This is a genomic window from Streptococcus sp. 27098_8_76, from assembly GCF_041432315.1.
Taxonomy (GTDB): domain Bacteria; phylum Bacillota; class Bacilli; order Lactobacillales; family Streptococcaceae; genus Streptococcus.
The window spans coordinates 55882-69763 of sequence record NZ_JAPVZI010000004.1 but is presented as its reverse complement, the minus strand read 5'-3'; the positions used below and the strand labels follow the sequence as shown (position 1 = coordinate 69763).

Below are 13882 nucleotides of genomic sequence, written 5' to 3'. Positions count from 1 at the left end.
AATGAGTATTTTAGAAGTTAAAAATCTGAGTCACGGTTTTGGTGACCGTGCAATTTTTGAAGATGTATCTTTCCGTCTCCTCAAGGGGGAACATATCGGTTTGGTCGGTGCTAATGGTGAAGGGAAATCGACCTTTATGAGTATCGTGACTGGTAAAATGCTGCCAGATGAAGGGAAGGTTGAGTGGTCCAAATATGTGACTGCTGGTTACTTGGATCAGCACTCTGTCCTTGCTGAAGGGCAGTCGGTACGTGATGTTCTCCGTACGGCTTTTGATGAGCTTTTCAAAGCTGAAGCTCGTATCAATGACCTCTATATGGAAATGGCTGAAGACGGTGCGGATGTTGATGCTCTCATGGAAGAAGTGGGAGAACTTCAAGACCGTCTGGAGAGTCGTGATTTCTATACCTTGGATGCTAAGATTGATGAAGTAGCGCGTGCCCTTGGTGTCATGGACTTTGGCATGGATACAGATGTAACCTCTTTGTCAGGTGGACAAAGAACCAAGGTGCTTTTGGCTAAACTCCTCCTTGAAAAGCCTGATATCTTGCTTTTGGACGAGCCGACCAACTACTTGGATGCTGAGCATATTGACTGGCTTAAGCGCTATCTCCAAAACTATGAAAATGCATTTGTCCTTATTTCACATGATATTCCATTCCTGAACGACGTTATCAATATCGTCTATCATGTGGAAAATCAACAGCTGACGCGTTACTCTGGTGACTACTACCAGTTCCAAGAAGTCTATGCTATGAAGAAATCTCAGCTAGAGGCAGCCTACGAACGTCAGCAAAAAGAAATTGCGGACCTCAAGGACTTTGTGGCTCGAAACAAAGCGCGTGTTGCAACACGAAACATGGCCATGTCTCGTCAGAAGAAATTGGATAAGATGGATATTATCGAGTTGCAAAGTGAGAAACCAAAACCATCCTTTGATTTCAAACCAGCTCGTACACCTGGGCGCTTTATCTTCCAAGCCAAGGATTTGCAAATTGGTTATGATCGTCCTCTGACCAAGCCTTTAAATCTTACCTTTGAACGTAATCAAAAGGTTGCTATTATCGGGGCAAATGGTATCGGGAAAACAACTCTTTTGAAGAGCCTTTTAGGGATTATCCCACCTATTGCTGGGGAAGTGGAGCGTGGAGATTATCTAGAACTTGGCTACTTTGAACAGGAAGTAGAAGGAGGCAATCGTCAAACACCTCTTGAAGCTGTCTGGAATGCCTTTCCTGCACTTAACCAAGCAGAAGTCCGTGCAGCCCTTGCTCGTTGTGGTCTGACAACCAAGCATATTGAAAGCCAAATTCAGGTCTTGTCAGGTGGGGAACAAGCCAAGGTTCGTTTCTGTCTCTTGATGAATCGTGAAAACAATGTTTTAGTGCTGGACGAGCCGACCAACCATTTGGATGTGGATGCCAAGGATGAACTCAAACGCGCTCTTAAAGAATACAAGGGATCTATCCTTATGGTCTGTCACGAACCAGACTTCTATGAAGGCTGGATGGACCAAATCTGGGATTTTAATAATCTAACTTAAAAATGAGGATAAAAGAAATACAGTACCGAATGTGGATACTGTATTTTTTGGTTTTTAAGATTTAAAATCGTAGTCTTTCACCACTTCGATGCTATCGATAGTAATAGCAGTAGTTGGCTTGTCTTTTTCATCTTTTTCGGCTTTGGCAATCTTATCCACAACATCCATACCGTCAATCACTTGGCCAAAGACTGGGTGTTTTCCATCTAGACTAGGGTTTCCCCCTTCTTTATAGGCTTCGATAATTTTCTTTGGATACTTGCTTGTAGGGAGTTTAGCAGAGGTATCTGTAGAGTTTTGGTTGATGAAGAACTGGCTGCCATTGGTGTTTGGTTGACCAGTATTAGCCATAGAAAGAGCACCACGGATGTTATAGAGATAAGGAGTAATCTCGTTTTTGAAACCAGTTCCCTTGTCTTTAGTCTTATCCTTGTCATGCCAGATAGACTGACCACCTGTACCGTCTCCCTTTGGATCTCCAGTTTGAACCATGAAGCCATCGATGACACGGTGGAAGGTAATGCCGTTATAGTAGCCTTCTTTGGCATGAGTGAGGAAGTTTTCAACCGCTAAAGGAGCGAGTTTAGGGAAGAGTTTGATACGGATATCTCCTTGGCTTGTGTGGAGAATCACTTCAGCTTCATCTTCAGCAACTTCTTTAGATAGTTGTGGGAAATTGGCGTTTTCGTTTGTTAAAGCATCGTTTAGCTCCTTGGCAGATTGGGCTGCTGCTTTGGAGCTTTCCTCAGCGGCCAAGCTAGAATCTACATAGTCATCACCACGCAAACTACGTTGGATGTTGCTACATCCAGCTAGAGATACAGTGGATAGTAAAAGAAGGGTTGCTAGTTTTTTCATTCTGTTCCTCTCAAAAATTTATTTCTACCATTGTACCCTAAAAGGAAGTGGATTTCAAATATTAGTGACAAGGTAGTTCAAGAGGAGGTTAACCAAAAAGTGGCTTACTTAAAGATTTTTCTTTGGATGACGGTCGACAATGTCCTGGTTTTGTTCCAGGATTTCCTCTCCTTTTGGAGTTAATTTGTAGCCACGAATCGAAAAGTGACTTGCCAATTCCTCTTCTGAAAAGTTGGCATGAAGGGCTTGATCCAAATCTGCAGCCTTCATTTTAGAAAGGCCTGTAATTCCCTTGCTTTTCAGAATATTCTTTTTCATAGTAGCATTCAGATGGTCAAGTGAATCAAAAGCAGTTTCGACAAGAACATAACCTTTTTCCACCAGAGTTTTTAGATGCTTAGGGGCATCAATACCATAAGTGTACTCAAAGTATTTAGGAAACCAGATCATAAGAAAGATTGCAAAGCATCACAATTCTCAAAACGTTAATCAATACGATTATATCAACGTTTACAGACATTCAAAAATTTTCTCTTGGATGTCTTTTTTGTTTCAAAAATCTAAATTTCACCCCATCAATTTTTTAAGCTACGAAATGCAATATCACCTACGGTCTGATTAACTTTATCTTTAGTGTTAACATAGGTCTTTGTAATTTCCTTGTCACTATGGGTTAGCGCTTCAGAAATTTCTTCAAGAGAAACTCCAGCTAGTTTTGCTAATGTGGCACCTGTGTGTCTCAATTTGTGAGGAGATGCAGGTGCTAATTCGGGATGTCTATGTCTAACTGATTTCATTCTATAGTTTAGATAGTCGATATGGAGAGGAAGATTAATGTTATTATTCCTGTCATTATATGTAAAAACAAACTGTTTTTGTGTTTGCCTCAGCCCGAAAAGTTTGAGCTCTTCTTGTTGTTTAACTTTCCAATTTGCTAGAAGCTCCATTAATTCAATTGGTGCTTTAAAAAGAGTTTTTTTATTTCCTTTAGTTGTTTTTAAATTAATTTTTCGGAAACTTAACTTTGAGAAATCTAGAGTTATGATTTTTAGGTTTGGATTCTTCAATATACTTCTTCCCTATCCAAATTTGGATAGGACTCTTCATTATTTAAAATTAGACTTAGTATTTCAACACTATATTTCAAGTGAAATAACTCAGTTTTACTCAATTCATTTTTAAATTATTCTCTATATTTTTACAATGATTTTTACTATGTCATAATATCATTTGAATATTTTTTCTTTTAAATTATATATATCTTAGCAAAGAAAAATGAGCCTTTGAGATGAAAATTCTCAATTGACAAGAATTTAAGCTGAACTGTTCAAAAGGAAAACAAAAAGGCAAATAAAATATTATTAAATAAAAGATTATTAAATTCGGAAAAAAACGAAACTTCATTAGAAATAACATAAAATATTATGATATAATTTTTATTAGCAATAATAAGTTCCTATTACTTTAGAAATATGAGGTTAATGATGTCCGGTATAAATGTGTTTGTATTAGCTGGAGGAGCTGGATTAACAAACCCCTATGCGAATACAATAGAGAAAAAGGTTTCCAAGTCTAGTATTATATCAGCACTAGAAGATGAAAATGTTGATAATAAGGACGATATAATGGAAATTCAGGAAGATAAAAACAAATTGTACTCTGTTTGGGGATATAGTGAGCGTGATAATAATTTGAAAAGTAATTCACCAAAGTCAGGGGATATTATATTTATAACTAATAAAAATGCTGCAATTTATTTAGCCACTGTATTTAAGGTGATCGAAGCTAAGAATTTAGATTTTATTTGGGCAGGGCGTCAAACCTGGAGATATAAAATTATACTGAAAGATGTACTTCGAATTTTCATTCCATACTCTGTAGATGGAGATATTACACAGTGGTGTCAAGAGCACCCACTTTCCCCTGGATTATCAAGTATTAGACATTTACTGAACATTTATGATAATATGGACAGTCAACTTGATTTTAGATATATTATTGGAAAACAGTTGAGAAAAGGCCCATTTCAAGGTTCTTTAAAAGTAACTATAGATAATGCTGCTAGATATCCAGATGTAGGTGAAATTGACATGAGTGATGTAGAAGTAGTTTTAAGTAGACTAGAATTATATTGTCAAACGGTTCACTTTGAGTGTATAGTAAAGGAAATTTGAAATGAGATATAAGAAATTGAACCCAATAACTAGATTAAATTATACCGATGAAATTGACTCTGTATATTGTATTGTTGGGAAAAATGGTTCGGGAAAAACTACCCTTGTAAATTCTTTATTATCCAGGAATAAACAAATTATAAATGATTTATTTGAGGATATCGATGATATTTTTAACTATTCTTTTGTAAAATTTTCTAGCGCTATAGAACTTGTTCAGTTGGGACTCTTACCTGAGAATTCTTTTGATATTTCTACCTCAGCATTTTTAGACACTATGAATCTTATAAACTTACACAGGGAGGATTCGATTAAGCAGGTAGAAGTAATCAATAGTTACTATAATAAAAACGAGGAAAATACGAAGTGGGAAGATTTAATTGAACTTTCAGGAAAAACTGTATCATTACGACTAAATCAAATAGGTGACGGGATAATCTCTTATGGTAAAACTTATTTAAAAGGAACTGGCTTTTTAAAAGAATTCGAGGATAAGATCACTGAGATACCAACGCATGGATATAAAAATAAAGTACTAAAAGTTTTAATGAGAAAATTTTTTGCTATATTCGCCACTGAGATTGTACCTCTATTTGAATATTTTAAGAAAGATAACCAAAATAGGACAAATGAAAATAATAGACAAGCGCTTATTAGTTTATTAGAAAATATAGATTTTAGAACGATACAGCCAAGAGGAAAATTTTATGAAGATTTAGAAAAATTTTTAAAAAATCATAATATAGACCAGGATATGGAAGGGAAAATTACTCAATTAACAAATTTTTTTGAAGATATAAGCAAAATTGTTAGCAATATTGGGAGAGAGCTTGATTTTACTGTAGAAACTGATAGAGAAACATTAAATGTGATTTTAAAAAGTCTAAAAAATGAAGGATCAGATAATAGTATTTCTCGAGAAGTATTCTCCGTTCTAGAATTTGAATGGAGTGGTCTAAGTTCAGGTGAGCTAGCTCTAATCAATCTATTTGGACGCTTGAACAGTATTAAAAATGAAGTTAGAAAAAACATGGTTTTATTGCTCGATGAAGTTGACTTAGGTTTACATCCTGAATGGCAAAGAAAATGGGTAAAAAATATTTTACCTATTATTGGTAAAATTATGAAATCTCAAAATGGTTCCGTCCGTGTTGTTGTAACCACTCACTCGCCTATAATCTTATCGGATTTTATGAAAAAAGATATAATATATTTACCAATAGATGATTCTACAGAAAAATCTAGAACTTTTGGACAGAATATTTATACTCTATTCAAAGATTCATTTTTCTTAGAAGCCCCTAAAGGAGCATTTTCAGAACAAGTTATTGAAGACTTATTGAATATATTTAGAAGTTCCTCAAATGAAAAAACGATTCAAGAGAGTGGTGCTTATAAAGGATTTATTAAGAAATATGGATTGAGTGGAGTGCCAGATGATACGATTCGAGAGTTTTTTGACGAATTGGTGGATATGATTGGTGAAGATATTATTCGAAATCACTTGAAAAAGCAGATAAAGAAAGCTAGATGGATTAATGAGTCGAATGATAGTCTAGACTATGAGAAAGAAATAGATGAACTCAAAAAGCAGATAGAAGAACTCAAAAAGAAAAAGAACAAAAATGATAAAGATAACCAATTTTTATAGTGAAGAAGAAATAGAAAGATATTATCAATTTTTAATTGCTAAAAAACCGAAGAAAAAGTCAGGAGATACCTGGATATCTGATAGAAAAATAAACGAAGTCGGGATTAAGATTGTTGAATTTTTAAATAAATTACCTCGAAACGATACAGAAGAAATATCAGATTTTAAAGAGTTGATTACAATGAGTTCTTCAAAATTGAAGAAATTTCATAGTTCCCTTAAAACAGAAGATTCAGCTTATTTACAATTATATAATGATGAAAGTAATCAAGAATTGCTAAATCTTTATAAAAGCTATTATACAAGATATTTTACAAGTAATGATAGGAAAATCAAAATTAAAAATAATATTAGCCTTATTAAAGATTTAGGAATCAGTGTCTGTCCATATTGTAATAGGAATTACATTAATTCTAGGCACGATAAATTAGGATGTGAGTTTGACCATTATTTTAACAAAGATAAGTTCCCTTTTTTTGCATTGACACTTTCGAATTTAATCCCATCGTGCAGTACTTGTAATAGGATAAAAGGGGAAAAAGATTATGATTTTTATCCTTTTGCCCCTGACTGGAAAGAGAATGGTAAATTTATAGTTTCTCCACCAAGTAAAAAATCCTCAATAGCCCTTTTTTTTGATAGGGATTCTCAATCAGATAATCTTTTACAATTAGAAACTGCTTATGAAATTCATGAGAAAGATGTTTCAGAGATGTTTAGAAGAGAGGAGATCTATTGTAAAGAGTATCGAGAAGATTTAATTAATCGTCTAAGTGGTAATGGTAAAGTAGATAATGAGTTTTCTGAAGAATTTTTCGATAGCATGATATTTGGAGAGATTGCTAATGATGGTTTTGATGATTATCTAAATCATTCACTATCAAAATTAAAAAAGGATACTTATGATTATATTGTTGAATTAAGAAAGGGAGAAGTGTGACCGTGTCAAATTAAGTCTTTAAATATATCTGAATATTTAAAGATATAGTATGATGGATGATAAAGAGAGTAGAAAATATGACAATCGAAAGAAAAAACTAATGAAAGAATTTACACAATTACATGGAAAGAGATATAAGATTGATAGAAGACTCTTTATAGATACTAGAAATTATAACCTCCTCATTGTTGTTAGTCCTTTTTATCATAACTAGTATTGCTTTTTCAATCCTATTTTGTTAAAGTTGATATAATAATAAAATGTGTAAAATTGAATCACATTAAAATCTGAGAAGAGAGGTTAACAATGAAAAAGCTAATAACAATTACTGCTGTTGTATTAGCAGCTTGCACTTCGAACTCTGATAATAGTAAAGGTTCAAATTCTTCAGAAGCTAAGGTTGAAAAAACAACATCTTCTTCAAGCAAAGCAGAACCAACTGCTGAGGATAAGGCTGCTCTCGAGAAAGCAAAACAAACTTTGGAGAGCTTCCATTCTTCAAAAGCAAAGCTCAAGTCTCTTATTGTTGAGCAGGAAAAATTTACAGAAGAATTGGCTCAATATGCTGTAAATCATTTGAAATAGGTTTTACGTTTAAGTAGGATTTATTCCTACTTTTAATTTTTACCTAAGAATAGCAACAAGGAATTCCAAGTTAATCCATTGATTAAATCTTTTTGAAAAATTTATAAATAGAATGTAATTAGTTGAATAAATAATAGATTTTTTTAGAAGCTTCTATTGTTATATCATATAGATATGAAAGCGTTTTTGTGGTATAATAATTGTATCTGTATAGTATAAAAACAATAAGAATAGAGGATGAAAACAGATGAATATTCAGAAACAATTTGATTGGACTAGTTTTTACCATGAGTTTGCACAAAAACTGGTAGTTTATAAAAATAATAGGCAGGAACTTGTAGGCAAAGTTAAAGACATTTATAAACTTTCAGGTATGTCAATGCCAACATTGGAGAAAGATAATAATTTGGTAGATATTGATCCTTTTACTGTATTTGGATTGTTTAATAAGAACCTGAGAGTTGAAAACAAGATTAAAATTTTAGATGCAATAGTAAAATTATTTGATTTAGAAAGTAAAGTTCCGAATTCTTTTGATGGTATACCAGTTCTCAATCCTCAAAATGCTACCTATTATCGTTTTATTGATGAAAGAAGTGATGAAGATATTGAAGAACTATGGTCACTATTTCTCTCGGCATTAGAATATGATAAGAAAAAAACTACTGATAATAAGGAAAAAGTTTCACACTACTTTGATATTGTAAACAATAAAAAAGGGAATGGTAATAGCAAAACTACCATAGGTTTGTATTGGATTGCTCCGGATTCTTTTTTGAATTTAGATAGTCGAAATCGGTGGTATATTTTTGAATCTGGTAAATTTCCAACAGAAATTTCAAGTAGTTTACCAGGTATAGATTCAAAGATAACTGCTGCAAAATATTTTCAAATAGCTGAAACAATAAATTCCTATTTCAATAGTACAGAAGCCAAGTTTAAGAATTTTAAAGAATTATCTTTTGAAGCATGGAAGTATTCTGAAGTAGTGAATAAAAAAAGTCGAGAACTCAAGATGGTGGCAGAATCTTCAGCTTTGATGGATGATGAGAATGAAACAATAAGGTATTGGGTATATGCTCCAGGGGAAGGTTCTTATATGTGGGAGGACTTTTACAAGCGTGGAGTAATGGCTATAGGATGGAATGAAATTGGAGATCTTAGTTTATTTAAAAATAAATCAGAGATCAAAGAGGCAATGAAAAAAATTTATGGTCCTAACTTATCATACCAGAATGCAACACATGCTACTTGGCAATTTGCCAATGAAATGAAAGTTGGAGATATTATTTTTGTAAAAAAAGGTAGAAGTCAACTTATTGGGCGTGGGATTGTTACCTCTGACTATTTCTATGACTCTGAAGCTGAGGAGTATAATCATATAAGAATAGTGAATTGGACTCATCATGGAGAATGGCATTATCCAGGTAAAGCAGCTATGAAAACTTTAACCGATGTAACTCCCTATATTGATGTTGTAGAGAAACTAAAAAATATTTTTGATGATGATACATCTGAAGATGTTGAAGAAGTTGAAAAATCATATTCTTCATATACAAAGGAGGATTTTCTAAATGATGTATTTATGTCGGAAGAAGAGTATGAAAGATTGAGGTCTGTTCTTGTTTTTAAAAAGAATATTATCTTACAAGGGGCCCCGGGTGTAGGTAAAACATATACTGCAAAACGCTTAGCTTATTCTTTTATAGGAGAAAAAAATATTGATAGAGTCAAGATAGTTCAATTTCATCAAAGCTATTCATATGAAGATTTTATCATGGGGTTTAGACCTTCTGATATTGGGTTTGAATTAAGAAAAGGTACATTTTATAATTTCTGTAAACGAGCAGAACTAGATGCTGTTAATGATTATTTCTTTATAATTGATGAAATTAATCGTGGAAATTTAAGTAAGATATTTGGCGAACTATTTATGCTACTTGAGAATGATAAAAGAGGGGCATCTTTACAACTCGTTTATTCGGATGAAAAGTTCGCTATTCCAGATAATCTTTATATCATTGGTATGATGAATACAGCAGACAGAAGTTTAGCTATGTTAGATTATGCTTTGAGAAGACGGTTTGCATTTTTCGAATTAAAACCAGGGTTTGAAACTGATGGGTTTAAATCCTATCAATTAACTATAAATAATAGTAAGTTAAATAACCTAATTACCTGTATTAAAAATCTAAATTATGCTATTGTTTCAGATGAGACTTTGGGTGAAGGATTCTGTATTGGCCATAGTTATTTTTGTAACTTGAAACCTGAGAGTGTGGATGACCAAGTGATTTCTAATATTGTTGAATATGAACTTGTACCGTTGTTAAAAGAATATTGGTTTGATGAACCAAATCTGGTAATAGAATGGAGCGAAAGCTTAAGGAGTGCAATTAAGTGATACCAATAAAGAATGTCTATTATATGCTAACTTATGCGTTCAGTGTCTTAAAAGGTCAAGGATATAAGAAACTTTCTACTGAAGAATTCCAAAATACTGCGGATCTCATGAGTGCTATTCTAGTTAAGGCCATGGTAATTCAACTTAAGAGAGGATTAGAGAAAAAGTATATCTCTAAAACCGAAGAACTTTCAACGTTGAGAGGAAAAATTGAGATAGGTGAATCATTAAAGAGTCAAAGTTCTTTTAGAAAAAGGGTGATTTGTTCATATGAGGAATTTTCAGTAGACAATACAATGAATCGTATTATAAAATCTACTTTACATCTTTTATTGAAATCAGATATTCCCAAAAAACGGAAAAAAGAATTACGGAAGATATTGGTATTTTTCAATGAAATTGATATTATTGATTTAAATAAAGTAAATTGGAAGTTTCAATATAATAGAAATAATCAATCCTATAGAATGATTATTTCTATTTGTTATTTGGTTGTAAAGGGGTTGTTGCAAACGACCTCAGATGGCCAGATGAAACTCATGGATTTTTTAGATGAGCAACAAATGAATCGTTTATATGAAAAGTTTATTCTTGAATATTACAAAAAGCATTATCCACAGTTAAAGCCGAATGCTTCCCAGATACCTTGGGCTTTAGATGACGGTATTGGTGACATGTTACCGATAATGCAAAGTGACATTCAACTTCAAAAAGAGAACAATATTTTGATTATTGATGCTAAATACTATTCAAGTACTACTCAAGCACGTTTCGATAAGTACACAATCCATTCTAATAATCTGTATCAGATATTTACATATGTGAAAAACCGCCAGTATCAATTTGGAGAAAATAAATGTATAGTATCAGGTATGTTGTTGTATGCAAAAACTAATGAGGAAATTCAGCCTGATAATATTTATCAGTTTCATGGAAATCAGATTAGTGTTCGTACGTTGGATTTGAATTTATCGTTTAAAGAAATAGAAGAGCAGCTAGACTTGATTGTATTATCTCAATTCAATGAGCAGTTGAAAATATTGTATGATATTTAAATAAAATTTTGAAAGTTATTTCAATCTCTAATCTTTTAGGGAATACTAATAAAAACTGTTATCATAATTTTAATCGTAATAGTAATAGTAGTTAATTTTTAAAGAGTTTAACGATGTAACTAATAAATATACTAGTAAGTATATGTCGAATAAGATGTTGCGTTGAATAAATTGAGAAACAATGGAGAATGAAGGGGTAATATATGCAGGAATTTACTAAGATAGTTATTGAGAAAGACTATTTACCTTATAAGAAAATAGAACTAAACTGGTTGAAGAAAGAAGATAATACGGATACTGAAATACTGAGAAGTATGATTATATTTGGAAGAAATGGTACAGGGAAAAGTACTATTTCTAAATCTATTTCTAGTTTAAGTGGTATAAGTGAGGATATTACTCTTTTTAATGAAAAAAATAAATTGAGTAACGTGATAAATATTACTGGTAGTGATAAAGAAACGGTATTTGTATATAATGAAGACTTTCAAAGAGATAGGGTAAGTTTTACTGAAAATGAAAAATTTGAAGCTATTGTTCTAATAGATGATCAAAAAGATTTAATGTCGAAAATAGAATTAAATAAAAATAAACTAGCAAAATTAAAATTTGAACTTGCTAATTATAAAAAATCAATTTTGGATGCTGAAGAAAGTATAAAAAAGATACTTGTAGATTCTACAAAATCAGAGTGGAAGACAGTATCAATTATATTAAATAAAAAAAATCCTTATTTTAATGATAATTTTAAAAAAAGAATCTATAAATCTGAATCTTCAAAATCATTGCGAGAATTGGAAAACGATCTTAGTGTCATAATGAAAAAAATAAAATCTGCTAGGAATGAAAAAGAGATTAAAAGATGTTTTAAGGTGGAAATTAATGTTAATGAAGTAAAAGAAAAGTTAAAAACAATTTCTGAGCCGGTTAATATGATAGAGTTAACAGATAGAGAGAATCAGATTATTGAAATATTAAGAAATAATAGTGATAGTAGTATAGTAAAGACACAAAGTGTTTTAGAGGAAAATTTATTAAATTGTCCAACATGTTTTCAGAAAATCAGCGAGGATTATAGGCGAGATACACTAGCTCAATTAAAATCAGTTGTGGAAAAACAATTATTAAGTAATGAGTTATCTATAAAGAATGAATATATAGATAAAATTATTGAAACATTTGAGATTTTAAATACAAAATTAAGTTCTGTAAATCTAGATAAAAGAATTGCAGAAGATGTAAGAGTTAGTTTGAATAGATCAATAGAATCTTTAAAATCCAATCTTAATCTAATGATTAATGAGCTAAAGATCAAGAAGAATAATCTTCATATGGTTCTTGATTTTAGTAGTGAAACACTTTTCAATGATTATGATGTATATGAGAAATCATTGTTAGAATACAATAAAGCTTGTGACAAGTATAATGTGAGATTTAATGAACTGGATGACAACATTAAAGTAGCAAATAAACTTAATGACAAATTAGCTTATAAAGAAACAGAGAGTTTTTGTAAAAAGGCAATTAATAATAAAAAAAATGTAAATAAAGCTAATAAAGAAATTAATGAATTAAATAAAAAAATTATTGCAGATGAACAGTCAGTAAAAAATACTAAATTAGCCCTTGATAATATTAATAAGCAGTTATCTAGAGTGTTTTATGAAACTGAACGCCTAAAATTAGAACAGGAGGATGGATTCTATTACGTTTTATCTAGGGGGAAAAGGACAATTTTAAGTAGTTTATCTACTGGAGAAAGAAATGCTATTGGATTGTGTTACTTTTTTTCTATAATTAATCAAAATCAAAATGTTGATAATCAATATAATTTACCAATTTTATTAGTTCTTGATGATCCGGTATCTAGTTTTGATCATGAGATTAAATTAGGAATATATAGTCTACTGCGAGGAGAAATTGAGAAAATTGGTATTGGTAATGATAAAAGTAAAATACTGATATTAACTCATGATAGTGATGTCTATTATAATTGTTTTAAAATATTTGAAGATATCTTAGACATTGATGGGAAGAGAGTTTTTAAAGATAATCAGATTAAACTAAAACAATTGAATTCTGTAACTGGTATAGAGACAGCTGAGAAAGAGGAAAACTTCTATTCTATGCAACTAACAAAAATATATGAATTTGCTTGTATTGAGGATGAGGCATGTAGTTTCGCAAAAAATTTTTCTCCGTATATTGGTAACGTTATGAGACGAGTGTTGGAAGCTTTTTCTACATTTAATTATCAAAAAGGTATCTCAGACTTAAGCTCAAATGAAGTACTATTGAGCGAGTCGATTGACAATAAAGAGGAGATTGAAATTCTAAAATCTCATATGTATAGATTGCTTTTGAATGGCGAAAGTCACTATTCAGATAAAATTTATGGTATAACTGAAAGAGAAAGAGAAGCGTTGCATACCATTAAACAAAAGATTCAAACGGCTAGATTTGTATTAGTCCTTTTATATAGTCTCAATTCAATTCATCTTAAATATCAAATTGATAATTTTGATCAGACAATAATAGAAAGTTGGAAATCGGACCTTCTATGTAGAAAAAAATAAAAATACTACTACTTGTCTTAAAATATGTGAAAAGTTTCCCCTTTTTAATCAAATATAGTACAGTTTTTAAAAAATTTTAGGTATAGCAATTCTACA

General features: G+C 31.6%; 10 protein-coding genes and 1 pseudogene. 8 read left to right on the top strand and 3 right to left on the bottom strand.

Annotated elements, in window-relative coordinates; genetic code table 11:
• Position 1 precedes the first annotated feature (1 nt).
• Entirely contained in the window at positions 2 to 1543 is a 1542-nt protein-coding gene (locus O3636_RS03745; protein ID WP_000025378.1) for an ABC-F family ATP-binding cassette domain-containing protein, read from the top strand.
• 54 nt (positions 1544 to 1597) lie between these two features.
• Here O3636_RS03745 and O3636_RS03740 read toward each other — a convergent pair whose 3' ends face one another.
• From O3636_RS03740 to O3636_RS03730, 3 genes and pseudogenes are all read right to left on the bottom strand, one after another.
• The gene (locus O3636_RS03740; RefSeq protein ID WP_371641782.1) at positions 1598 to 2401 is read right to left on the bottom strand and encodes a peptidylprolyl isomerase; all 804 of its coding nucleotides are present in this window, start codon (positions 2399 to 2401) and stop codon (positions 1598 to 1600) included.
• A gap of 108 nt (positions 2402 to 2509) precedes the next feature.
• Positions 2510 to 2851 carry a hypothetical protein gene (locus tag O3636_RS03735; protein WP_004236126.1) on the bottom strand — a complete coding sequence of 114 codons (342 nt, stop codon included), beginning with the start codon at positions 2849 to 2851 and terminating at the stop codon, positions 2510 to 2512.
• A 125-nt stretch (positions 2852 to 2976) separates the two neighbouring features.
• Positions 2977 to 3465: pseudogene (locus tag O3636_RS03730) on the bottom strand (tyrosine-type recombinase/integrase); the annotation flags it as partial.
• A gap of 417 nt (positions 3466 to 3882) precedes the next feature.
• Here O3636_RS03730 and O3636_RS03725 point away from each other — a divergent pair.
• From O3636_RS03725 to O3636_RS03695, 7 genes are all read left to right on the top strand, one after another.
• Complete coding sequence (locus tag O3636_RS03725) at positions 3883 to 4575, top strand: hypothetical protein (RefSeq protein WP_261012639.1); 693 nt, start codon at positions 3883 to 3885, stop codon at positions 4573 to 4575.
• A gap of 1 nt (position 4576) precedes the next feature.
• On the top strand, positions 4577 to 6226 hold the full coding sequence (locus O3636_RS03720; protein WP_261012640.1) for an ATP-binding protein: 1650 nt from the start codon (positions 4577 to 4579) through the stop codon (positions 6224 to 6226).
• Positions 6201 to 7166: an HNH endonuclease gene (locus tag O3636_RS03715; RefSeq protein WP_371641780.1), complete on the top strand. Its 966-nt coding sequence runs from the start codon at positions 6201 to 6203 to the stop codon at positions 7164 to 7166. Before O3636_RS03720 ends, O3636_RS03715 begins: the two co-directional genes overlap by 26 nt.
• A gap of 306 nt (positions 7167 to 7472) precedes the next feature.
• The gene (locus tag O3636_RS03710) at positions 7473 to 7751 is read left to right on the top strand and encodes an Ltp family lipoprotein (RefSeq protein WP_000733987.1); all 279 of its coding nucleotides are present in this window, start codon (positions 7473 to 7475) and stop codon (positions 7749 to 7751) included.
• 247 nt (positions 7752 to 7998) lie between these two features.
• Positions 7999 to 10155: an AAA family ATPase gene (locus O3636_RS03705; RefSeq protein WP_001025587.1), complete on the top strand. Its 2157-nt coding sequence runs from the start codon at positions 7999 to 8001 to the stop codon at positions 10153 to 10155.
• Positions 10152 to 11210: a 5-methylcytosine-specific restriction endonuclease system specificity protein McrC gene (mcrC, locus tag O3636_RS03700; protein ID WP_000612302.1), complete on the top strand. Its 1059-nt coding sequence runs from the start codon at positions 10152 to 10154 to the stop codon at positions 11208 to 11210. Before O3636_RS03705 ends, mcrC begins: the two co-directional genes overlap by 4 nt.
• A gap of 203 nt (positions 11211 to 11413) precedes the next feature.
• Complete coding sequence (locus O3636_RS03695) at positions 11414 to 13786, top strand: AAA family ATPase (RefSeq protein WP_371641777.1); 2373 nt, start codon at positions 11414 to 11416, stop codon at positions 13784 to 13786.
• The last annotated feature ends 96 nt before the right edge of the window (positions 13787 to 13882 follow it).